Origin of the sequence: Pantoea sp. FN0305 (genome assembly GCF_050113845.1) — a bacterium.
GTDB lineage: Bacteria > Pseudomonadota > Gammaproteobacteria > Enterobacterales > Enterobacteriaceae > Mixta > Mixta alhagi.
The window spans coordinates 303,865-325,059 of the sequence record NZ_JBNJSN010000004.1 but is presented as its reverse complement, the minus strand read 5'-3'; the positions used below and the strand labels follow the sequence as shown (position 1 = coordinate 325,059).

At 52.9% G+C, this 21,195-nt stretch carries 20 protein-coding genes, 1 pseudogene and 1 other annotated feature; of the genes and pseudogenes, 4 read left to right on the top strand and 17 right to left on the bottom strand.

Features of this window, described 5'->3' with window-relative positions; all coding sequences use genetic code 11:
* Positions 1 to 144: 144 nt before the first annotated feature.
* Both ppsR and ACQE3Y_RS10545 read left to right on the top strand, forming a co-directional pair.
* Positions 145 to 972, top strand: coding sequence for a posphoenolpyruvate synthetase regulatory kinase/phosphorylase PpsR (ppsR, locus tag ACQE3Y_RS10550; protein ID WP_157130210.1), 828 nt, complete (start codon positions 145 to 147; stop codon positions 970 to 972).
* A 140-nt stretch (positions 973 to 1,112) separates the two neighbouring features.
* A complete protein-coding gene (locus ACQE3Y_RS10545; protein ID WP_426981609.1) occupies positions 1,113 to 2,159 on the top strand; it encodes a 3-deoxy-7-phosphoheptulonate synthase in 1,047 nt (348 codons plus the stop codon).
* Between the two features lie 164 nt (positions 2,160 to 2,323).
* Here ACQE3Y_RS10545 and ACQE3Y_RS10540 read toward each other — a convergent pair whose 3' ends face one another.
* From ACQE3Y_RS10540 to ACQE3Y_RS10465, 16 genes and pseudogenes are all read right to left on the bottom strand, one after another.
* On the bottom strand, positions 2,324 to 3,763 hold the full coding sequence (locus tag ACQE3Y_RS10540; RefSeq protein WP_426981608.1) for a protein adenylyltransferase SelO: 1,440 nt from the start codon (positions 3,761 to 3,763) through the stop codon (positions 2,324 to 2,326).
* A 76-nt stretch (positions 3,764 to 3,839) separates the two neighbouring features.
* A complete protein-coding gene (locus tag ACQE3Y_RS10535) occupies positions 3,840 to 4,580 on the bottom strand; it encodes an EAL domain-containing protein (RefSeq protein ID WP_426981607.1) in 741 nt (246 codons plus the stop codon).
* A gap of 380 nt (positions 4,581 to 4,960) precedes the next feature.
* A complete protein-coding gene (locus ACQE3Y_RS10530) occupies positions 4,961 to 5,422 on the bottom strand; it encodes a C40 family peptidase (protein WP_426972732.1) in 462 nt (153 codons plus the stop codon).
* A gap of 70 nt (positions 5,423 to 5,492) precedes the next feature.
* The gene (gene btuD / locus ACQE3Y_RS10525) at positions 5,493 to 6,248 is read right to left on the bottom strand and encodes a vitamin B12 ABC transporter ATP-binding protein BtuD (RefSeq protein WP_426972733.1); all 756 of its coding nucleotides are present in this window, start codon (positions 6,246 to 6,248) and stop codon (positions 5,493 to 5,495) included.
* Positions 6,248 to 6,793, bottom strand: a complete 546-nt coding sequence (locus ACQE3Y_RS10520; protein WP_426972734.1) for a glutathione peroxidase — start codon at positions 6,791 to 6,793, stop codon at positions 6,248 to 6,250. Before ACQE3Y_RS10520 ends, btuD begins: the two co-directional genes overlap by 1 nt.
* Positions 6,794 to 6,826: 33 nt before the next feature.
* Complete coding sequence (btuC, locus tag ACQE3Y_RS10515) at positions 6,827 to 7,810, bottom strand: vitamin B12 ABC transporter permease BtuC (RefSeq protein WP_250652562.1); 984 nt, start codon at positions 7,808 to 7,810, stop codon at positions 6,827 to 6,829.
* 101 nt (positions 7,811 to 7,911) lie between these two features.
* On the bottom strand, positions 7,912 to 8,343 hold the full coding sequence (locus ACQE3Y_RS10510) for a DUF2502 domain-containing protein (protein ID WP_426972735.1): 432 nt from the start codon (positions 8,341 to 8,343) through the stop codon (positions 7,912 to 7,914).
* Positions 8,344 to 8,560: 217 nt separating this feature from the next.
* Positions 8,561 to 8,860: an integration host factor subunit alpha gene (gene ihfA / locus ACQE3Y_RS10505; protein ID WP_038626354.1), complete on the bottom strand. Its 300-nt coding sequence runs from the start codon at positions 8,858 to 8,860 to the stop codon at positions 8,561 to 8,563.
* A gap of 4 nt (positions 8,861 to 8,864) precedes the next feature.
* Entirely contained in the window at positions 8,865 to 11,252 is a 2,388-nt protein-coding gene (pheT, locus tag ACQE3Y_RS10500; RefSeq protein ID WP_426972737.1) for a phenylalanine--tRNA ligase subunit beta, read from the bottom strand.
* A gap of 14 nt (positions 11,253 to 11,266) precedes the next feature.
* Positions 11,267 to 12,250, bottom strand: a complete 984-nt coding sequence (gene pheS, locus ACQE3Y_RS10495; RefSeq protein WP_085071847.1) for a phenylalanine--tRNA ligase subunit alpha — start codon at positions 12,248 to 12,250, stop codon at positions 11,267 to 11,269.
* Positions 12,251 to 12,322: 72 nt separating this feature from the next.
* Positions 12,323 to 12,447: a sequence feature (Phe leader region), on the bottom strand.
* Positions 12,397 to 12,438: pseudogene (gene pheM / locus ACQE3Y_RS10490) on the bottom strand (pheST operon leader peptide PheM). It overlaps the preceding feature by 42 nt.
* 113 nt (positions 12,448 to 12,560) lie before the next feature.
* Positions 12,561 to 12,917 (bottom strand): 50S ribosomal protein L20, encoded by a 357-nt coding sequence (gene rplT / locus ACQE3Y_RS10485; protein WP_010616241.1) that lies wholly within the window; start codon positions 12,915 to 12,917, stop codon positions 12,561 to 12,563.
* Positions 12,918 to 12,957: 40 nt separating this feature from the next.
* Positions 12,958 to 13,155, bottom strand: coding sequence for a 50S ribosomal protein L35 (gene rpmI / locus ACQE3Y_RS10480; protein ID WP_038626362.1), 198 nt, complete (start codon positions 13,153 to 13,155; stop codon positions 12,958 to 12,960).
* A gap of 96 nt (positions 13,156 to 13,251) precedes the next feature.
* Positions 13,252 to 13,794: a translation initiation factor IF-3 gene (gene infC, locus ACQE3Y_RS10475; protein ID WP_038626364.1), complete on the bottom strand. Its 543-nt coding sequence runs from the start codon at positions 13,792 to 13,794 to the stop codon at positions 13,252 to 13,254.
* Between the two features lie 3 nt (positions 13,795 to 13,797).
* Positions 13,798 to 15,726 (bottom strand): threonine--tRNA ligase, encoded by a 1,929-nt coding sequence (thrS, locus tag ACQE3Y_RS10470; RefSeq protein WP_426972739.1) that lies wholly within the window; start codon positions 15,724 to 15,726, stop codon positions 13,798 to 13,800.
* A 424-nt stretch (positions 15,727 to 16,150) separates the two neighbouring features.
* The gene (locus tag ACQE3Y_RS10465; RefSeq protein ID WP_426972741.1) at positions 16,151 to 16,447 is read right to left on the bottom strand and encodes a hypothetical protein; all 297 of its coding nucleotides are present in this window, start codon (positions 16,445 to 16,447) and stop codon (positions 16,151 to 16,153) included.
* A 220-nt stretch (positions 16,448 to 16,667) separates the two neighbouring features.
* Here ACQE3Y_RS10465 and fdhF point away from each other — a divergent pair, with 220 nt between their 5' ends.
* Positions 16,668 to 19,640, top strand: a complete 2,973-nt coding sequence (fdhF, locus tag ACQE3Y_RS10460; RefSeq protein WP_426972743.1) for a formate dehydrogenase subunit alpha — start codon at positions 16,668 to 16,670, stop codon at positions 19,638 to 19,640.
* Positions 19,640 to 20,128 carry a DUF1641 domain-containing protein gene (locus ACQE3Y_RS10455; RefSeq protein ID WP_426972744.1) on the top strand — a complete coding sequence of 163 codons (489 nt, stop codon included), beginning with the start codon at positions 19,640 to 19,642 and terminating at the stop codon, positions 20,126 to 20,128. Before fdhF ends, ACQE3Y_RS10455 begins: the two co-directional genes overlap by 1 nt.
* A 57-nt stretch (positions 20,129 to 20,185) precedes the next feature.
* On the opposite strand, the gene ACQE3Y_RS10450 is transcribed toward ACQE3Y_RS10455, so the two are convergent.
* Positions 20,186 to 20,947, bottom strand: a complete 762-nt coding sequence (locus tag ACQE3Y_RS10450) for a DUF481 domain-containing protein (RefSeq protein WP_426972746.1) — start codon at positions 20,945 to 20,947, stop codon at positions 20,186 to 20,188.
* Positions 20,948 to 21,195 lie beyond the last annotated feature (248 nt).

Below are 21,195 nucleotides of genomic sequence, written 5' to 3'. Positions count from 1 at the left end.
GTACGGGATAAAACCCAGAAAGAATAAAATATTCATATTAACTATTTTTGAAAAATTAATTTCAATAATTATACGAACTTCCCGCTTGATTTTCGCTGCGATTATCTGTCAGGCTCGGTTAACCCTGGATAAGAGAGAATAAGTATGACGGCAGAACGCAGCGTTTTTTATATCTCTGACGGCACCGCCATCACCGCAGAGGTGCTGGGACATGCGGTTATGTCGCAGTTTCCGGTAATGGCCAATAGTTTTACCCTGCCTTTTGTTGAAAACGTGCAGCGCGCCCAGGCTGTCAAAGCGCAGATCAACGCCATTTATCAGCAAAGCGGCTTACGCCCTTTAGTGTTTTTTTCTATTGTACTGCCGGAAGTGCGCGACATTATTCTACAGAGCGACGGCTTTTGTCAGGATATAGTGCAGGCGCTGGTTGCACCGCTACAGCAGGAATTGGGCATCGCGCCTGCGCCGGTGGCGCACCGTACCCACGGTCTGACGGCCAGTAATCTGGGCAAGTATGACGCGCGTATCGCCGCTATCGACTATACCCTGGCGCATGATGATGGCATTTCACTTCGCGGTCTGGATGAGGCGCAGGTGATTTTGCTGGGCGTTTCCCGCTGCGGTAAAACGCCAACCAGCCTCTATCTTGCCATGCAGTTTGGCGTGCGCGCCGCAAATTATCCCTTTATCGCCGATGATATGGATAATCTGAAGCTGCCGCCTGCCCTGAAGCCCTTCCAGCACAAACTGTTCGGCTTAACAATCGATCCGGAGCGGCTGGCGGCGATTCGTCAGGAGCGCGCCGAGAACACACGCTACGCTTCGATGCGTCAGTGTCGGCTGGAAGTAGGGGAAGTGGAGGCGCTGTTTCGCTCGCATCAAATACGCTATCTCAACAGCACTAACTATTCGGTTGAAGAAATCGCCACCAAAATTCTCGATATTATGGGGCTGAGCCGCCGGATGTATTAGGCCAGAATCCGGCGCGTATTGTGCTGCAAAACACGCTTTTACCCCTTCCGGACGGTTGAATTTACTGCTGGTTGGTTTATTGTGATCGCCATCACTTCCCGGTACTTCTGCCGCTGTGAAGACATTATTTTGAGATCTCAATGAACAAAACTGATGAACTGCGTACTGCTCGCATCGATACGCTGGTGACGCCCGCAGCGCTGGCAGAGCAATATCCGATAAGCGAAGCTATTGCTGCGAATGTCACCTCGGCGCGCCAGCGCATTGCGCGCATTCTTTCTGGCGAGGATGCGCGCCTGCTGGTGATTATAGGCCCCTGCTCGCTACACGACCCGCGCGCCGCGCTGGAATATGCCGCTAAACTTAAGGCGCTGCATGATAAATATCATTCCCGCCTTGAAATCGTGATGCGCACCTATTTTGAAAAGCCCCGTACCGTTGTTGGCTGGAAAGGGCTGATTTCCGACCCCGATCTTGACGGCTCGTTTCGTGTTAATGAAGGGCTTGCTATCGCGCGTAAGCTTCTGCTGGATATCAATGCGCTGGGCCTGCCTACCGCGACAGAGTTTCTTGATATGGTGATCGGCCAGTTTATCGCCGATTTAGTAAGCTGGGGGGCAATTGGCGCGCGCACCACGGAAAGCCAGATCCATCGTGAAATGGCCTCCGCCCTCTCCTGCCCGGTTGGTTTTAAAAACGGTACCGATGGCAATACGCGTATTGCCGTCGATGCCATCCGGGCGGCACGGGTAAGCCATATGTTCCTTTCGCCTGACAAGCATGGCCAGATGACCATTTATCAGACCAGCGGTAATCCTTCCGGCCATATCATTATGCGCGGTGGAAAAGTGCCAAACTACCATGCACAGGATATTGCTGATGCGGTCGCCAGCCTGCGTGCCTTTGATCTGCCAGAGCATCTGGTTGTGGATTTCAGCCACGGCAACTGTCTGAAGCAGCATCGCCGCCAGCGTGACGTAGCTGCATCGGTAGCGCAGCAGATCCGTGACGGATCGCGCGCCATTGCCGGGGTGATGATTGAAAGCTTTTTGCAGGAAGGCAATCAGCCAGTGGTAAGCGGACAGCCACTCACTTATGGTCAGTCCATTACCGATCCCTGTCTTAGCTGGGAAGATAGCGAAGCGGTCCTGGCACAGCTCGCCGATGCAGTCGACAGCCGCTTTTAGTTAAAAAATCGGCACCGGCCCCGGGAGTGCAGGCCGAGCGTAAACACGCAAAACAGCTCCCCGGCCCGCGCCCTCTATGACGCGGGCCGCTTTACTTTTCTGCCTGCACTCACCGCGCCCTGAGTTCAGTGAACCTCCGTACCAGATCCGCTGACGCCCTGCGGTTAGCTGGAACAGCTTACCGAGATTTTCTTGCCTTCATCCGGCGGACGTCGGGTTAAATCAGCATATTCCGGCGCATCGCTGAACGGATTACACAACGCCTGATGCAGATGTCGCAGCATGGTGATGTCATCGCGTTCCGCGCCTTCAATCGCCTGCTGCGCCAGATAGTTACGTAAAACAACCGCCGGGTTCGCCGCTTTCATTCGCTGCTGGCGTTCAGCATCGCTGCAATCATCTTTTAATAAGCGCTGCTGATAGCGCTGATACCACTGGTCAAACGCGGCACGATCGATAAACTCGTCACGCAGCGGTGAGCGGCTCTCCTGCTGCTGCGTCTCGCTTAGCATACGGAAGGTGCGGGTATAATCACTCCCTTCCTGGCTCATTAACGCCAGCAATCCGGTCAACAGCTCGTTATCTTCCGCCTGCGGCGTTAAAAAGCCCAGCTTCGCGCGCATTCTTTCGCCCCATGCCGTCATTAATGCCGGCTCGTAGAGACTCAGTGCCTGCTTAAGCTGTTCGGTAGTCATCAGATCCGACAGCGCATGCGCCAGCCGGTTAAGATTCCATAAACCGATCATCGGCTGATTATCAAAGGCGTAACGTCCCTGATAATCCGAATGATTGCAAATAAAGCCAGGCTGATAGTCATCCAGAAAACCGTAGGGCCCATAATCCAGCGTCAGGCCCAGAATCGACATATTATCGGTATTCATCACTCCATGAGCGAAGCCCACGCTTTGCCAGGCGGCGATAAGGCGTGCTGTGCGCTCCACCACATCGCTAAACCACAGCAGATAGCGATCCGGCTCTGACGCCAGTGACGGCCAGTGATGATGGATGAGGTAGTCTGCCAGCTGGCGTACTTTTTCCGGTTCGCCGTGATAAAAGAAGTGTTCGAAATGACCAAAGCGCGCATGGCTTTCTGCCACGCGCAACAGCATCGCCCCGCGCTCTTTGGTTTCACGGTAAACAGGATCATCGCTGGTCACAATGGTCAGCGCCCGGCTGGTGGGAATGCCTAAATGATGCAGGGCTTCAGAGGCGAGAAACTCACGCACGGTTGAACGTAACACAGCGCGCCCGTCTCCCATACGTGAATATGGGGTTAAGCCTGCTCCCTTTAGGTGCCAGTCAAATTTTCTGCCATCGCTCAGCTGCTGCTCGCCCAGCAGAATGCCGCGACCATCGCCCAGCTGCCCGGCCCAGACGCCAAACTGATGGCCGCTATAGACCTGCGCCAGCGGTTGCATGCCAGGTAACAGCGTTTCACCGCTCCAGACGCCGGTATTTTCCTGGTTGAACCAGCTTTCATCCAGTTCCAGCTCGCGCGCCAGCGCCTCGCTATGATAAAGCAGGCGGGCCTGTTTCAGCGGTGTTGGCTTCAGCGCGGTATAAAATCCGCTTAGTTCGTTATGCCAGGTGTTATTAAACTCCATGCTGCCTCCGTTTACCGCAGTAGAGTTTAAGTGTAACCCTGTTATGCCGTGGTAAACAGAAAACCGCGTGGGTTTATCAGCATTGACCGTCAGAAAAGCCGTGAGGCGGCTCCATCAGAGCGGCCAGCTCGCTGTCTGGAACCGGGGGGAACAGCGCGCCCTGCATACCGGTAAAGGCGAATGGGGCGATTTTTTCCAGGGTAGTGAGATCGTCAATGCCCGATACGATAAATTGCTGGCAGTGATCGCTTACCTGATAAACGATCGCCTTTAACATGGAATGATATGAGGCGCGCTTCAGCGTCTGCTGCAAAAAATATTTATCCAGCCGGATGCGATGAAACAAATTATCGTAAACCGCTTTTGCAGGCGCTTTGCCTGAGCCAAAATTAGTCAGGGTTAATTTAAAATTATCGCTCAGGCTGCTTAATAACGGATTATCTTTTCCCGCCCTGAAGTTAGGAAAACTCTCACTCAGCCCTAATTCCAGCGCCTGCAGCGGTCGCAATTTACGTAGCAAAAACTCGCTGGATAAAAGGGTTTCAACCATCTCTTCATCCACGTTCAAAATTACTGCAACATTATTCCGCAGGAAAAAGTCGTGATAATGCTCAATAACGCTGATCTGCTTTTGTAAGGTTTGCAAGCGCTGTTCGCCGTCGAACTGAGGTAACAGAATATCCTGCGGCACAACAACATTAAGAGAAGTATGTGTAAAGCTGGATAGCAAATCTACGGCAAGTAATCGGCCATTTAAAGCATAAACAGGGTTGAAGGCTGTATGAATAAAATAATCAGCAAAAACTGTTGTTGTCATTTTTTTAGCCATAAAAAAGTGGCAATTCGCGCATCCTATACCAAGGAAATATTACAATCAATAGTATATTTAATGATAAGTAATGCCCGCCCCTGCTTCTTTTAACGCAGTAAACTGCTGATACTAAACTATATAACGCAAATTTACCTTTATGACCGCTTATGTTTCTCTACGCTGAATCAGCCAAATAAATAAGATTTAGTGATCATTCTCGTTGTTTTCGGGAATATCTTACTTACTGAGCAATTAAAAAGACTGCTTATGTAAAGCTGAAATTTCATTCATTGTCGATTTGCATTACCGGTATATCATTCCATATTTTAAGCGCTGATTAAATGAGCATTTTCTGAATCGATTGATGCTTTTTCAACAGGTTAATCTTAAATTCTTCGCGCCTGCCAAAATACTTTTTGCCAGTAACTGTTATCCAGTGAAGAGCGGATTACCCCTTTGCTGGTAGAAGCATGGATAAACCTTTTATCACTGTCATAAATGCCTACGTGCAGACCATTCTCACCACGGCCAGTCTTAAAAAAGACCAAATCTCCCGGCAGTAACTGATCTTTATCGATGCGCGTGCCTGTATCGCTCTGGTCGCGTGTACTGCGCGGCAGTTGTAAATTAAAGCGATCGCGAAATGTCAGATAAACAAATCCAGAGCAGTCGATACCTCTGCGGCTCAGGCCACCGTAACGATAGGGCGTACCCTGCCAGCGGCTTAGCTGATCGTTCAGCTCGGCAATAACGGTAACTGAATCAGAAAGTCGCGCATTAGGCGGTGGCGCATGATGACTACAGCCGACAAGCAATACACTAAGCAAAAGTAATACACCGATTCGCATAACCTGAGTCCATCCTGTATGAGCGGAGCCGGGCTAACTGTAACGGTAAGTCCTGACGCTGGCAATCTTCTCAGCGCGCCTCTTCAGCCACTAACCAGCTTTCTCCTTCCGACTGTAGCTTACGAAACGTCAGCCCATACAGCATACGCAGCGTATCAGGCTGCAGGACCGCCTCAGCCCGTCCCTGGCGGATAACTTTACCCTGTTGCATCAGCCATACGTCGCGCGCATGACGCAGGCTATGGTTAACATCGTGACCGCTGGTGATCACCGCGCCGCCCGCCTCGCAAAAAGCGGTTAACTCGCGATCCAGCGCCTGCTGCTGCACCACGTCCAGACCGGCGTAAGGCTCATCCAGTAGCAGCAGCGTTGCCGGCTGCGCGACGCACGGCCAAACCTGTAGCAATACCGCCATAAGCCTGACGCGCTGCCATTCACCGCCGGAAAGCTGGCTTAACGAACGCGTAAGCTTATCATGCAGTTGAAAAGCAGCCAGCAGACGTGACAGCAGCATATCCTGACCGGGTTTTGCCCCGATCAGATGTTGCTGTAAATAGTGGAAAACCGCCATCTGCCCCAACTGTTGCTGCTGCTGTGGTAGCCAGGCACGCCGTCTCGCCAGCGCCGCCCGCGGCCACCCCTCCAGCGGCCTACCGATAAGACGCACCACGCCTGCGCCTGGTAACAGCCCGGCCAGACGCGCTAACAAGGAGCTTTTACCGGCACCATTGGGACCAAGCAGATGAACCAGATCGCCGCTTTTCACCTGGGCACTAAAAGCCTGCAGGCGTCCCGGGACGGTCGCCTGCTCAATGGACAACAACATTATTTTGCCAGCGCGAGCTTGATGCTTTCCATCACAATAGGATCTTCCGGCGTCATATCCGGCGCGAAACGCTGTACCACTTCACCGTTGCGCCCCACGAGGAACTTTTCAAAATTCCATAAAATATCGCCCTTTTCTTTCGGCGCACGTCCTTTACTTGCCATACGCTCATAGAAGCCGCTGTTTTCTGGCTCGACCGCTTCAGGGCAGGCGGCGATCAGTTGCTGATACAGCGGATGACGCTCAGGACCGTTCACTTCGATCTTGCTGAACATCGGGAAGCTGATACCGTAGTTGGTGTCGCAAAACTCCCTGATCTCTTCATTACTGCCTGGCTCCTGACCAAGAAAGGCGTTGCACGGAAAACCGAGCACGTTAAAGCCGGACTTATTCCAGGCGCGCTGCAGGTTCTCCAGCTCTTTATACTGTGGCGTCAGTCCACACTGAGAAGCGACGTTAACTATCAGCAGTACATCGCCTTTCCATTGTCCCAGCGTGGTGCGTTTACCATCCAGCATAACCAGTTCAGTATCATAAATGCTCATGCGCGTTTCCTGTTTCGGTGTGTGGTACAGCCCTTAACGGTGCTGAGTGAGTAATAACCAAATAAACAGCGGCGCCCCCAGCGTAGCGGTGACAACGCCAATGGGCAATTCCGCTGCGGTAAGTATCAGTCTGGCAATGATATCGGCAGCAAGCAATACGGCGGCCCCGGCCAGTGCGCTGGCGGGCAGCAGCATACGATGATCGGTGAGCCCGTTCAGCCGCAGCAAATGCGGCACCACCAGCCCAATAAAGCCAATTGCCCCGGCCAGCGCTACGCTAACACCAACCAACCAGCCAATCGCCACCACCAGCAGGTTGCGCCAGAGATAAAGTGACAGGCCAAGCTGACGGGCGCTGGTTTCGCCCAGTGCCAGTAGATTCAGAATTTTCGCCTGCCCACTCAGCCAGATCAGCACCGGCAGCAGCGCCAGCATCAGCCAGCGGTAGCGCCAGTCAATGCCGCTAAAGCCGCCCATCATCCAGTACATCAGCTGTCGCAGATCGAGATTACTGCTGAAATAAACCACCCAGGTCATCGCCGCACTACAGATAATCCCCAGCGCAATGCCCGCTAACAGCAGTCGGCTGTTAGAAAGATGACGACGGGCAAAACGCAGCAGGATCAGCGTGACCAGCAGCGCACCGGCAATGGCTGCCAGGCTGAACGCCCAGAAATCGCCATTTCCCAGCAGCACACACAGCACAAGGCCGAGCCCCGCGCCGTTTGATACGCCAAGCAGGCCAGGTTCCGCCAGCGGATTTTCAAACAGCGCCTGCATTACGCACCCCGCCGTTGCCAGTGAGGCGCCAACCAGCAACACACTCAGCGTGCGCGGCAGACGCAGTTGCCAGACAAACAGCTTGCCCTCCTCGCTTAGCCAGCGGTCAGGCAGAATCCACGTCTCTCCCGCGCACAGGCTTACCAGCGTAACGCCCAGCAGCATAGCGCTCAGCCAGACCAGCCAGCGATAAGCGCGACGATCCGCCTGACGGGAGAGTTCAGTTAGCAGCGACATAGCTATAGTTTTATAAGGAAAACAGAGATTTGATTGTAGTGGCTAAGGCAGAAAAAGAAAGGAATAAGAAAAGCCGGACACAGTCGTCCGGCATAATGTGCTTAACCGTGCGGCTGGAAATCGGGACGATGGCCTGCTGCGCCATGAGCCTGCTGATCTGCGGCCAGTCGATCGCTACCGGATGCGTCACGGTGCGCCGTCGGGCGATCGCGTGCCGGTTCCTGATGATGCGTAACCGGCTTTTTACGCACGGGTTGCTGCTGATGCGCTTCAGGTCGATGTGGCTGCCACCCGTTGCCATTCCAGTAGCCGCGCGGCCCCTTCTCGCCAATATGACGTCCATGATGCTCCTGCCACCATTTTGGAGCTCGCCAGTCATAACCATCCCAGTAGTAGCCTCGATGATCGCGATCGCCAATATGGATCGTTACGCCAGCAGGTGTCAGATCAAACGAAACGTCAGCGCTGGCGACAACGGGCAGCGCCGCCACGATGCTCAGCACGATACCTGGAAGTAATTTTTTTATGTTCATCGGGGTAACCTCATCATGTTTCATCCCCTGTTTATACCTGTGATCAGGCAGCTGTCACTATCAGCCTGAGCCGATTTTCGGCTTATTTTCCCGCGCCTTACGCATTCCTTACATTGTGGTGACTTTATGGAAAAGGCGGAAAATCCGTGCTGATGAAGCAGCCGGTAAAACACCCATAAAAAAGGCCGCACGAGGCGGCCTTTATGGTACTGACAGATCAGCTGTTTTTAGGGGAAGCGTTCTCGACGCGGCTTTTCAGCTTTTGTCCAGGACGAAATGTCACCACACGACGCGCGGTGATAGGGATATCTTCACCGGTTTTCGGGTTACGCCCCGGCCGTTGATTTTTATCGCGAAGATCAAAATTGCCAAATCCAGACAGTTTGACCTGCTCGCCGTTTTCCAAAGCTCTTCTTACCTCTTCAAAAAACAGTTCAACCAGCTCTTTGGCATCCCGTTTACTCAGCCCCAGCTTTTCAAACAGGTATTCCGACATATCAGCTTTTGTAAGCGCCATAGGTTCAATCCCTCAAGGTTGCCTGGAATCGCTCTTTTAATGCCGCAACGCAGTTGGCGACGGTTGCGGCAATCTCGTCTTCTTCGAGTGTCCGGCTGGTATCTTGCAAAATCAGGCTTATCGCAAGGCTCTTAAAACCTTCGTTTACACCCTTACCACGGTACACGTCAAACAAGTTTACGCCAACTATCTGATTTGCGCCAACTTTCTTACACTCCGCAATGATATCTGCTGCGGGAACCGTTTCAGCCACCACAACGGCGATATCGCGACGGTTTGCCGGAAAGCGCGAAATCTCGCGCGCATCAGGCAGGACGCGGTCTGCAACCTTATTCCAAAGCAGTTCAAACACTAAGGTGCGGCCATTGAGATCCAGCTTGCGTTCCAGCTCCGGATGCACCACACCGATAAATCCGATGCGTTCACCCTGTAAATAGATCGCTGCGCTTTGCCCCGGATGCAGGGCCGGATTAGCTTCGGCACGAAATTCAATGGCATCCAGTTTACCGGTCAGTTCCAGTACCGATTCCAAATCACCTTTTAAATCATAGAAGTCGACGGTCTGACGCGCCAGGTCCCAATGCTCTTCGTAGCGGTTACCGCTCAGTACGCCAGCCAGCATAACATCCTGGCGGATACCTAAATCTGCTTGAGTATCTGGCACAAAGCGTAATCCGCTTTCAAACAGGCGTACACGGCTCTGCTGGCGGTTCTGGTTATAGACCACGGCAGAGAGCAGACCGGTCCACAACGAGAGACGCATCGCAGACATATCACTGGAGATGGGGCTGGGCAGGAGCAGCGCTTCTTCGCCAGGGTGCAGCAGAGCCTGCACTTTGGGATCGACAAAGCTGTAGGTAATGGCTTCCTGGTAACCTTTATCCACCAGCAGATTTTTTACGCGCCTTAGCGACAGCGACGCTTCACGATGCTGCGTCATCACCAGCGAGGCTTTAACCGGCACGTCCGGGATGTTGTTATAGCCGTAAACGCGCGCGACTTCTTCAACCAGATCTTCTTCAATCGCCATATCAAAGCGCCAGCCCGGTGCTATCGCGCGCCATTCGCCTTCGCTTACGCTTACTTCACAGCCCAGACGCTGCAGAATATCGGTAACCTGCGCATCGGCAATAGGATGACCAATCAGTCGATCCAGCTTCTCACGACGCAGCGTGATGGTGGCGCGTACCGGCAGCTTATCCTGCGCGCTGGTATCCACAACCGGGCCCGCTTCACCGCCGCAAATATCCAGCAGCAGGCGCGTCGCGCGCTCCATTGCCTGTTGCTGCAGGGTCGGATCGACGCCGCGCTCATAGCGATGGGAGGCATCGGTATGCAAACCGTGGCGACGTGCGCGGCCGGCAATCGCCAGCGGCGCAAACCAGGCGCATTCCAGCAGCACGTTTGTGGTCTCTTCATTCACGCCTGAATGCTCGCCGCCAAAGATGCCACCCATTGCCAGCGGTTTATGATGGTCAGCAATCACCAGCGTGTCGCTGTTCAGCTTCACTTCATTGCCATCAAGCAGCGTCAGCGCTTCATCCTGCTGCGCCATGCGCACCACAATGCCGCCATCAATGCAATCCAGATCGAAGGCGTGCATCGGCTGACCCAGCTCCAGCAGCACATAGTTGGTCACGTCTACCACCGGATCGATAGAGCGGATGCCGCAGCGACGCAGCTTCTCTTTCATCCACAACGGCGTGGCCGCCTTCACATTGATATTTTTGACCACCCGGCTCAGATAGCGCGGACAGGCATCGGTGGCGTCTACGCGAATCGGCAGCGTATCGCTGATGGTCGCTGGCACCGCAACCATTTCCGGCGCGTTGAGCGGCAGGCTATTTAGCACCGCGACGTCACGTGCGATACCGATAATGCCAAAGCAGTCGGCACGGTTTGGCGTGATACTGATTTCGATGCTGTTATCGTTCAGCTGCAGATATTCACGGATATCGGTGCCAATCGGCGCGTCCGCAGGCAGTTCGATAATGCCGTTGTGATCATCGCTGATGCCCAGCTCAGAGAAAGAACAGAGCATGCCCTCCGACGGCTCACCGCGCAGTTTCGCCGCTTTGATTTTAAAATCGCCCGGCAGCACGGCCCCGACGGTGGCCACGGCCACTTTCAGCCCCTGACGGCAGTTTGGCGCACCGCAGACGATATCCAGCAGGCGATCGCCGCCGACGTTGACCTTGGTTACGCGCAGTTTATCGGCGTTCGGATGCTGACCGCATTCGACCACTTCGCCAACCACTACGCCATGGAAAGCGCCGGCGACCGGCTCAATGCCGTCAACTTCCAGACCAGCCATGGTGATTTGTTCCGCCAGGGCCGCACTGTCAAGAGCCGGATTTACCCATTCGCGTAACCAGAGTTCACTGAATTTCATTGGATAACCTGCCCTTATTTAAACTGTTTGAGGAAACGAAGATCGTTTTCGAAGAAAGCGCGCAGATCGGTCACGCCATAACGCAGCATGGTCAGACGTTCCATACCCATGCCGAAAGCGAAGCCAGAATAGACTTCCGGATCGATGCCGACATTGCGCAGCACGTTTGGATGCACCATGCCGCAGCCCAGCACTTCCAGCCATTTGCCGTTTTTACCCATGACATCCACTTCCGCAGATGGCTCGGTGAACGGGAAATAGGAAGGACGGAAGCGGATCTGCAAATCTTCTTCAAAGAAGTTACGCAAGAAATCGTGCAGCGTGCCCTTCAGATTGGTGAAGCTGATATCTTTATCGACAATCAGGCCTTCCATCTGATGGAACATCGGCGTATGCGTTTGGTCGTAGTCGTTACGGTAAACGCGGCCCGGCGCGATAATGCGAATCGGCGGCTGCTGGTTTTTCATGGTGCGGATCTGTACGCCAGAAGTCTGGGTACGCAGCAGGCGCGTGGCGTCAAACCAGAAGGTGTCATGATCGGCGCGGGCCGGGTGGTGACCCGGAATGTTCAGCGCATCGAAGTTATGATAATCATCTTCGATTTCCGGTCCGGTAACTACAGCAAAACCCAGCTCGCCAAAAAAGTCTTCAATGCGATTGATGGTACGGGTTACCGGATGCAGGCCACCGTTTTCTACCCGACGTCCGGGCAGGGAAACATCGATGGTTTCTGCAGCCAGACGCGCGTTTAGCGCGGCGGATTCCAGCGCGTCTTTACGCACGTTAAGCGCTTCCTGCACCTGCTGTTTGGCTTCGTTAATCACCGCGCCTGCCGCAGGACGCTCTTCGGCCGGCAGTTCGCGCAGGGTGGTCATCTGCAGGGTCAGATGCCCTTTTTTGCCCAGATATTCGACGCGGACGTTATCTAACGCCGCAACATCCTGCGCATGTTCAATGGCTGCCCTGGCGTTGGCAACCAGCTCTGCGAGATGGGACATTGTTTCCTCTTCTTCCAGCCTAAGGCCGGGCTGTTTCAGGTGGGGACCAGAAGTCCATATCAGTTCGCGGAAAATAAAAAAGCCTCCACGAGGGAGGCTTTCAGTGCGATTTTTCGTTTCTTTTTTCGCGCACAAGCCCCCAAAATTCAGGTGCTAAAGTAAAAAAAGAAACGAAAAATAGCGTGCATGCTTGGTTTACCTTGTCGCTTGCGTTAGACGGCTCTATTGAAATGCCAGCAGGCGGAAAAGTCAATCTTTTGCTACGGTTACATAAAATAAAAGAGGGAGCACGCTCCCTCTTCCATCTGACTTACGCCAGAGCTGATTTCGCTTTTTCAACCAGTGCAGTGAAAGCCACTTTGTCGAATACGGCGATGTCGGCCAGGATTTTACGGTCAATTTCAATGGACGCTTTTTTCAGGCCATTGATGAAACGGCTGTAAGAGATACCGTTCTGACGCGCTGCAGCGTTGATACGCGCAATCCACAGCTGACGGAACTGACGCTTACGCTGACGACGGTCGCGGTAAGCATACTGACCAGCTTTGATAACAGCCTGGAAGGCAACGCGGTAAACACGTGAACGTGCACCGTAGTAGCCTTTAGCTTGTTTTAAGATTTTTTTGTGACGTGCGCGAGCAATTACACCACGTTTTACACGAGCCATTTGAGCTCTCCTGTTCTATATTCTGATTGAAAAAATTAACTTATGCGTACGGCAGGCAGGCAATAACCAGACCCAGATCGCCTTTAGACACCATGGCTTTCGGGCGCAGGTGACGTTTACGCTTGGTTGATTTTTTGGTCAGGATATGACGCAGGTTCGCGTGCTTGTGCTTAAAGCCACCTTTACCGGTTTTTTTAAAGCGTTTAGCCGCGCCACGGACAGTTTTAATCTTAGGCATTTATAAAATATCCACTTCGCATTGTTAATAAAATGAACCAGACAGGCGAATAAAATCGCACAGCGCGAACGCTGCGCGACATTATTACTTGAAAGCCTACTGTTTCTTCTTGGGTGCGAGCACCATGATCATCTGGCGGCCTTCAATCTTCGAAGGGAAAGATTCAACTACTGCCAGTTCACTCAGATCTTCTTTCACGCGGTTAAGCACTTCCATACCGATCTGTTGGTGCGCCATCTCACGACCGCGAAAACGCAGGGTGATTTTGGCTTTATCGCCTTCTTCCAGAAAACGAATCAGGTTGCGTAGTTTGACCTGATAGTCGCCTTCATCGGTACCAGGGCGGAATTTAATTTCCTTCACCTGGATAACTTTCTGCTTCTTCTTCTGTTCCTTAGAAGACTTACTCTTTTCATAGAGGAACTTGCCGTAATCCATTATACGACAAACCGGCGGTTCGGCGTTAGGGCTGATTTCAACTAAATCAACACCTGCTTCTTCAGCTTTTTCAATAGCTTCGCGTAAACTAACAATACCAAGCTGCTCGCCTTCGACGCCAGTCAGACGCACCTCGGTAGCACGGATTTCACCGTTAATACGATTGGGACGCGTCGGTTGAACTCGTTTTCCGCCTTTAATACCTTATTCCTCCAATTGATGAAGATTGCGGCTGCGTATTTCTTGCTGCAGCTTCTCGATCAGCACATCCACGTCCATGGACCCAAGGTCTTTACCGCGGCGGGTACGTACAGCCACTTTACCGGCTTCTACCTCTTTATCACCGCAAACCAACATATAAGGGACGCGACGCAATGTGTGCTCGCGGATTTTAAAGCCAATCTTCTCGTTTCTCAAGTCTGCTTTTACACGAATGCCCGCATTCTGTAATTTTCGCGTTAATTCGTTGACATAATCAGACTGCCCGTCGGTGATATTCATCACCACCGCTTGTACCGGTGCCAGCCAGGTTGGATAAAAACCGGCGTATTCTTCAGTGAGAATACCGATAAAGCGTTCCATTGAACCCAGAATAGCACGGTGAATCATCACCGGCACCTGTCGTTCGTTATTTTCACCTACATAAGAGGCACTCAGACGGCTCGGCAATGAGAAATCGAGCTGTACGGTACCACACTGCCATGGACGATCCAGGCAGTCATGCAGGGTGAATTCAATTTTAGGACCGTAGAATGCGCCCTCGCCCGGCTGGTATTCGAACGGAATCGCGTTCTCTTCCAGCGCCGCAGCCAGATCCGTTTCAGCACGATCCCATAATTCATCGCTGCCGATGCGTTTTTCCGGACGGGTAGACAGCTTCACCACGATTTTTTCAAAACCGAAGGTGCTGTACATGTCGTACACCATCTTAATGCAGCTGTTAACCTCAGCACGCACCTGCTCTTCCGTACAGAAGATATGGGCGTCGTCCTGGGTAAAGCCGCGCACACGCATCAGACCATGCAACGCGCCGGAAGGCTCGTTACGGTGGCAGCTGCCGAACTCCGCCATACGTAATGGCAGGTCGCGGTATGATTTTAGACCCTGATTGAAAATCTGCACGTGGCCGGGACAATTCATCGGCTTAATGCAGTATTCACGGTTCTCAGAAGCGGTGGTAAACATCGCTTCTTTATAGTTTTCCCAGTGGCCGGTTTTTTCCCACAGGACGCGGTCCATCATGAACGGACCTTTAACTTCCTGGTACTGGTACTCTTTCAGCTTACTGCGAACAAAAGTTTCAAGCTCACGGAAGATAGTCCAGCCATCGTTGTGCCAGAATACCATACCCGGCGCTTCTTCCTGCATATGATAGAGATCAAGCTGCTTACCGATCTTACGATGGTCACGCTTGGCCGCCTCTTCCAGACGCTGCAGATAAGCGTTCAGCTGCTTTTTATCCGCCCATGCGGTGCCATAAATACGCTGCAGCATTTTATTGCTGCTGTCGCCACGCCAGTAAGCGCCCGCAATTTTCTGCAGTTTAAAGTGATGGCAGAAACGCATATTAGGCACGTGCGGCCCACGGCACATATCGACATATTCTTCATGGTGATACAGACCAGGACGATCGTCATGGCTGATATTCTCATCAAGAATGGTGGTTTTATAGTTTTCACCGCGTGCGGCAAAGACGTCACGCGCTTCCTGCCAGCTGACTTTTTTCTTAACGACGTCATAGTTCGTTTCGGCCAGCTCATGCATGCGCTTTTCCAGCCGATCGAGATCTTCCTGCGTCAGAGTATGATCGAGGTCGACATCGTAATAGAAACCGTTATCAATAACCGGACCGATAGCCATTTTCGCGTTGGGCCAGAGCTGTTTCATGGCGTGACCTAGCAGATGCGCGCAGGAGTGGCGGATAATCTCCAGACCTGCGTCATCTTTAGCGGTGATAATAGCAACGCTGGCATCTTCGGCGATTGGATCAACCGCATCCACCAGTTCGCCATTAACGCGACCGGCGATACAGGCTTTTGCCAGCCCTGGACCGATATCTTGCGCAATATCCATCACGCTAACAGGTCGGTCAAAGCTGCGCTGACTGCCGTCAGGAAGGGTAATTACAGGCATTTCATATCCTTAATTGCAGTGGTAACCCACACGAAAGATTACATGCAAACATTGGTTAGAAGTTAATTTTCAACGGATTACCGGCCAAAACTAACCCACAGTTGTTAATTTGGTACGCAGCCAGGGACAAGATGCAGAAGTGCCCGGCCGGGTAAGAGTTGAAGAGCGGACATCTTACACGCTAAAGGGATGATGTTAAACAGGTGTTTGCCGTGACCTACAAAAGAAAGCGGCCCGCATCAGCGGGCCGTTAGCACATTCAGGAAAAGGTTCTCCTTACTGTTTTTCTTCACTGCAGAGCCTGTCCCACAGCTCATTATGCGTATTGATCGCGCGTATCGTGCGAACGTCCATCACCTCGGCATCTTTGCCATGCGTATAGATAGGCTGAAATAACGTACAGGATGAATCGACGCTGGCGCGGTCAATCATCGACGTTGTACTTCGACCGGTGCAGCTTGTCACGAGCAGCAGCGTCACTGACAGTAGCGTTAGACGTTTCCACATGCTTAGCCACCTTAATATTATCCGCCTGTTTTTTTGCAATCGCCTCAGCCTGTTGGGTTTGCAGCTCTGCCGCTGCCACATCCCCGCGAGCCTTCTCTTGCGTCTTGCCAATTTTTTTTCCACCAAAGTAAGAGCCGGCAAGCCCGGCAATAAGCGCCAGCCCTCCCAGTATCCAACTCCAGCCCCCGGACAGTAATGACATAACTTCACTCATGATAAGGCCCTCCCGCTTTAGCCAGCCTTACTTTAAAGCGTAGGCAGCAACCGCAGGCGCGCCACTGTTTGAAATAATTTTTATCATTTGAAATCAGGTTTTTTATCACAGCCCTTTTGCCGGGAATAGCGTCAGGGTCTACCTTCAATGACATAACTTTACGAAAACAGGGAAAGCACACAGGAAGTGGTCATGATGCATTGCCTTATGAGAGCGCCTGATGAGCCAGAACACCTGCACCATTATTTACAACGGCGAATACCTGAGCGGTGAAGCTGACCAGCCTCTGATTGATTTTTTACAAGCCCAGGAAAAAATCTTGCCGCACGTCTGTTATCACCCTGCCCTGCCTCCGCTGCAATCGTGCGATGTCTGCTGGGTTGAATATCAGGGTGAGCTGGTGCGCGGCTGTACGTTGCGAACCTGGGATGGCATGGAGATTTCCAGCCATCAGCCTGAAGCGAAAGCCGCGCAGGAAGAAGGCATGGATCGACTGCTGGCGCGTCACGAACTCTACTGTACCCTGTGCGAACACAATACCGGCGACTGCACGCTGCATAATACCGTCGCCGATATGCGTATCCCTATTCAGTACTATCCCTATCAACGTAAACCTTATCTCAAAGATGAAAGTAACCCTTTCTACACCTATGATCCCGATCAGTGCATTCTGTGTGGGCGCTGTGTAGAGGCGTGTCAGAACGTTGAGGTCAATGAAACGCTCTCTATTGACTACGGTGCGGAACATCCGCGCGTATTGTGGGATGGCGGCACCGAAATTGCTGGATCCAGCTGCGTCAGCTGCGGCCACTGCGTTACCGTTTGTCCCTGTAACGCACTGCTGGAAAAAACCATGCAGCCTGACGCCGGGCCTTTTACCGCAATGCCGGAAGATCTCAAACGCCCCATGATTGAGTTAGTGAAGTCGCTGGAAAACACCATTGGCGCGCAGCCTGTTACCGGCGTTTCGCTGATAGATATGGCGATGCGGCAGAAAGAGATCAAAAAAACCAAAACCGTCTGCACCTATTGCGGCGTCGGCTGCAGCTTCGAAATGTGGACGCGCGATCGCCATATCCTGAAAGTTCAGCCGGTGGCGGATGCGCCGGTAAACGGCATTTCAACCTGCCTGAAAGGCAAATTTGGCTGGGATTTCGTGAACAGTCCGCAACGACTGACCACACCGCTGATCCGTGAAAACGGGCGCTTTCGTCCGGCCAGCTGGGATGAGGCGCTGGATCTCGTCGCACAACGGCTCAAAACCATCGCCACGCAGCACGGCGGCGACAGTATCGGGTTTATCGGTTCCAGCAAAGGCAGTAATGAAGAAGCTTACCTGACGCAGAAAATTGCCCGCCTGATTTTTGGCACCAACAATGTCGATAACTCTTCGCGTTACTGCCAGAACCCGGCGACCGAAGGACTGTTCCGCACCGTGGGTTATGGCGGCGACGCAGGCACGATAGAGGATCTGCAAAAAGCTGATTTAATCGTGATTGTCGGCAGCAACCTGGCGGAAAACCATCCGGTTATCGCCTCGCGCATCAAGGCCGCGCAAAAACATCACAGACAAAAACTGCTGGTGGTGGATCCGCGCAAACATGAAATGGCCGAGCGTGCCGATCTGTACCTGCGCATCAAACCCGGCAGCGACAGCCTGTGGGCCTCGGCCATGTCCCGTTATATGTTTGAACATAACTATGCTGATGCGGCGTTTCTTGCCGGAAAGGTCAACCAGCTGGAGGAGTACCGCGCCTCGCTGGCGCCTTTTACCCTGAACGAGGTCAGCGAGCAGACCGGCCTGAGCGTTGAAGAGATGATTAGCGCGGCGGAAATGATCGGCCAGGCGGAACGGGTCTCTATCCTGTGGGCCATGGGCATTACCCAGCACAGCCACGGCGCGGATACCAGCACCGCTCTCTCGAACCTGCTGCTGGTTACCGGCAATTATGGTCGGCCAGGCACCGGCGGCTATCCGATGCGCGGACATAATAATGTGCAGGGTGCCAGCGACTTCGGCTGTCTGAGCAATATTTATCCGGGCTACGAAAAGGTTACCGACCCTGCGGTGCGGGAGAAGTGGGCTCATGCCTGGGGCGTTACGCCAGAAACGCTCTCAGACCAGGCGGGAGCGGATAATTATTTAATGATCGAACACGCGCATCAGGGCGCGTTAAAAGCGATGTATATCATTGGTGAGGAAACCGCCTTTTCCGATGCAAACTCCACCAGGGTGCATGAGGCGTTCAGTAAGCTGGAGTTTATGGTGGTGCAGGATATCTTTATGAGCCGCACCGCGGCCTTTGCCGATGTGGTGCTGCCGGGCTGCCCCAGCGTAGAAAAAGAGGGAACCTATGTTAATACCGAGCGCCGCATCCAGCGTTTTTACGAGGTGATGCCGCCGCTGGGCGACAGCCTGCCCGACTGGCGTATTCTTACCGATCTCGCCGCCCGGCTGGGTTATCCCTGGAATTATACCCATCCGGGTGAGATCATGGCCGAAGCCGCACGCATCGCCGATATCTTCGCTGGGGTGGATTATCAGCAGCTCAGCGGCTGGCGGTCTCAGCTGTGGCCGGTGAAGCCGGACGGCAGCAGCACCCCGCTGCTCTATACCGACGGTTTTAAATTTCCCGACGGCAAAGCGGTACTCTATCCCATTCACTGGCAGCCGCCGCAGGAGGCGCCAGATGACGAATACGATCTCTGGTTAAACAATGGCCGGATGCTGGAGCATTTTCAGTCCACCAACCAGACCGGACGCGGCGACCGTATGTTTTCGCTTTCGCCAAACGGCTTTGTGGAGATCAGTCCACAGCTGGCCGAGGCGCGCCAACTCCAGCAGGGCGACTGGGTGAGCATCGCATCGCGCCGTAACGCAATTGAGGTGCCGGTGATTGTCAGCGATCGTGTCGCGGGCAACGTGCTGTTTATGCCGATCCACCATGGCAAGCCGGGCGTTAATGGTCTGACCGGCGACCACCACGATCCAGATGTAAACACTCCGGCCTATAAAGAGATTGCGGTAAAAATGGTTAAGCTGGCGCACCCACCGCTGGCCGAGCCGTTGCCGCATCAAAACTTCCGCTACGGCAGCCGCACGCCGCAAACCCGACTGCCGATCGAAATCAAATGGCAGCAAGAGGGTTATACCCTTCCCCCTGAACACACCCAACATCCGGAGAAATTTTAATGGCTGAACCGATAAATTATGATGTCCCGCCACCCAAAACCGAACCTGATGCACACGATGCGTTGCATGAGCTACTGCACAGCCTGCACCATCACGGTTTTTTGCGTCTGGCCAACGATATGGTTTCAGCCAACACGCAGATTGCCAAAGTTCTGGTAGAGGGATTAAACAAACCGGGCTCGCAGAATGCGATGCAAAACCTTTCAGTATTGCTGATGGCGCTGTCTGATATTCCGCCAGGGCAGTTTCATAAAACGGTTTACGCGGTGAAATCAGCCTTAAACGCAGTGAACCAGCACGCTGAAACCCAACAGCACCATGAGGTTGCACCCGGCGTCAGCGGCACCTGGAAGTTGCTGCACGATGAGAGCCTGTGGCATGCGGTGATGCCGCTGGTCGCCGGCTTAAAGGCGTTCGCTACCGCGATGGAGCAACCGGTACCGGACAAACCCATCAGCGCCTTTACCGGTAAAGACAGCCATGCCTGAGAATATTTAAGGGCTGCCTCTGGCAGCCCTTTGTTATCACACGCAGTAAAACCGGTTTTACATCGCGTAGGAGAGCAGAACCTGCGTTTTGGTATCGGTATGATCCGGCGCAGACTCTGGCGGATTGTTATTCCAGGTCACGTTATAGGTCACCTTCAGTGCAAAGTGCGCGTTAATTGCTACCTGCAGGCCGGTCTCAGAGTTAACCGTGGTGTTGTCATTAAAGCTGCTCAACACCGAGGCACCCTGAATAAACTTAGTGGTATCGGTCATCTGCCACTGATAGCTCATCGCACCGTAGCCCAGTCCCTGCGTTTCATGTCCGCCGTCATGGAAATCGTCATAGCGTACGCCCGGACCGAATTCCACACGCAGCGAATGCACCGGGCCGTTCAGGATTTGACGACCGTAACCGGCAGCCAGCACATCACGCGAATCATAGCCGTTAAAACGATCGCTAAGCCAGCTGGCCTGACCGAACAGATAGTCATGGTCGGTCATGTTATAACGTGTACGTCCACCTACCTGATAGGTTTCGGAAGAACGCTCATCGTTAGAAGACGTGTTGGCTGCGTTGCCCCACAGGCTGTACGCGGTATTCGGCTGATACCAAGTCATATTGGTCTGTGCGGTTAATGAAGAACTTTTGGTGTTTCCCGTCTGTGCTAAATAACCCGCCGCCGCATTGCCTTCAAAGGTTTTTTTAGCGGTAGAGGGGTCATCCATAACGGTAAATACGGTGTTATCAGCCATGGCCTGATGACAGAAAGCGCCCGCAGAAAGTAATAGCGCAGCAGAAAACTTATTAAGCAAATTCATTTATTGTGATCCGTACGACAGTTTAAAAAAGGGAGAGTCTGAAGGGTTTTACGCTGCAATCAACGTCACTTACCGTAAATATTGTAAACAGGCGTTAAACAGCGTGAATACCTAAGCATCCAAAGGAAAAGATGTCATGAATTGGAATTTTCTTATTAACGGCGCGCATTATAAAGGGTAATCAGGCGAAACGCAGCACGGCTGGAAAAATATTTATTTCCCTTTGTTATCAAAGAAAAGCACGCCGA

What these genes read in the sequence shown, in the direction of transcription:
- ACQE3Y_RS10545 (WP_426981609.1), top strand. Translation starts at nt 1,113, where the DNA reads ATGAACAAAACTGATGAACTGCGTACTGCTCGCATCGATACGCTGGTG.
- ACQE3Y_RS10455 (WP_426972744.1), top strand. Translation starts at nt 19,640, where the DNA reads ATGGCTGAACCGATAAATTATGATGTCCCGCCACCCAAAACCGAACCT.
- btuC (WP_250652562.1), bottom strand. Translation starts at nt 7,810, where the DNA reads ATGTCGCTGCTAACTGAACTCTCCCGTCAGGCGGATCGTCGCGCTTAT.
- pheS (WP_085071847.1), bottom strand. Translation starts at nt 12,250, where the DNA reads ATGTCCCATCTCGCAGAGCTGGTTGCCAACGCCAGGGCAGCCATTGAA.
- btuD (WP_426972733.1), bottom strand. Translation starts at nt 6,248, where the DNA reads ATGTTGTTGTCCATTGAGCAGGCGACCGTCCCGGGACGCCTGCAGGCT.
- ACQE3Y_RS10465 (WP_426972741.1), bottom strand. Translation starts at nt 16,447, where the DNA reads ATGAGTGAAGTTATGTCATTACTGTCCGGGGGCTGGAGTTGGATACTG.
- ACQE3Y_RS10520 (WP_426972734.1), bottom strand. Translation starts at nt 6,793, where the DNA reads ATGAGCATTTATGATACTGAACTGGTTATGCTGGATGGTAAACGCACC.
- fdhF (WP_426972743.1), top strand. Translation starts at nt 16,668, where the DNA reads ATGAGCCAGAACACCTGCACCATTATTTACAACGGCGAATACCTGAGC.
- ACQE3Y_RS10450 (WP_426972746.1), bottom strand. Translation starts at nt 20,947, where the DNA reads ATGAATTTGCTTAATAAGTTTTCTGCTGCGCTATTACTTTCTGCGGGC.
- thrS (WP_426972739.1), bottom strand. Translation starts at nt 15,726, where the DNA reads ATGCCTGTAATTACCCTTCCTGACGGCAGTCAGCGCAGCTTTGACCGA.
- ACQE3Y_RS10535 (WP_426981607.1), bottom strand. Translation starts at nt 4,580, where the DNA reads ATGACAACAACAGTTTTTGCTGATTATTTTATTCATACAGCCTTCAAC.
- ppsR (WP_157130210.1), top strand. Translation starts at nt 145, where the DNA reads ATGACGGCAGAACGCAGCGTTTTTTATATCTCTGACGGCACCGCCATC.
- ACQE3Y_RS10510 (WP_426972735.1), bottom strand. Translation starts at nt 8,343, where the DNA reads ATGAACATAAAAAAATTACTTCCAGGTATCGTGCTGAGCATCGTGGCG.
- ACQE3Y_RS10540 (WP_426981608.1), bottom strand. Translation starts at nt 3,763, where the DNA reads ATGGAGTTTAATAACACCTGGCATAACGAACTAAGCGGATTTTATACC.
- rplT (WP_010616241.1), bottom strand. Translation starts at nt 12,917, where the DNA reads ATGGCTCGTGTAAAACGTGGTGTAATTGCTCGCGCACGTCACAAAAAA.
- rpmI (WP_038626362.1), bottom strand. Translation starts at nt 13,155, where the DNA reads ATGCCTAAGATTAAAACTGTCCGTGGCGCGGCTAAACGCTTTAAAAAA.
- ihfA (WP_038626354.1), bottom strand. Translation starts at nt 8,860, where the DNA reads ATGGCGCTTACAAAAGCTGATATGTCGGAATACCTGTTTGAAAAGCTG.
- ACQE3Y_RS10530 (WP_426972732.1), bottom strand. Translation starts at nt 5,422, where the DNA reads ATGCGAATCGGTGTATTACTTTTGCTTAGTGTATTGCTTGTCGGCTGT.
- pheT (WP_426972737.1), bottom strand. Translation starts at nt 11,252, where the DNA reads ATGAAATTCAGTGAACTCTGGTTACGCGAATGGGTAAATCCGGCTCTT.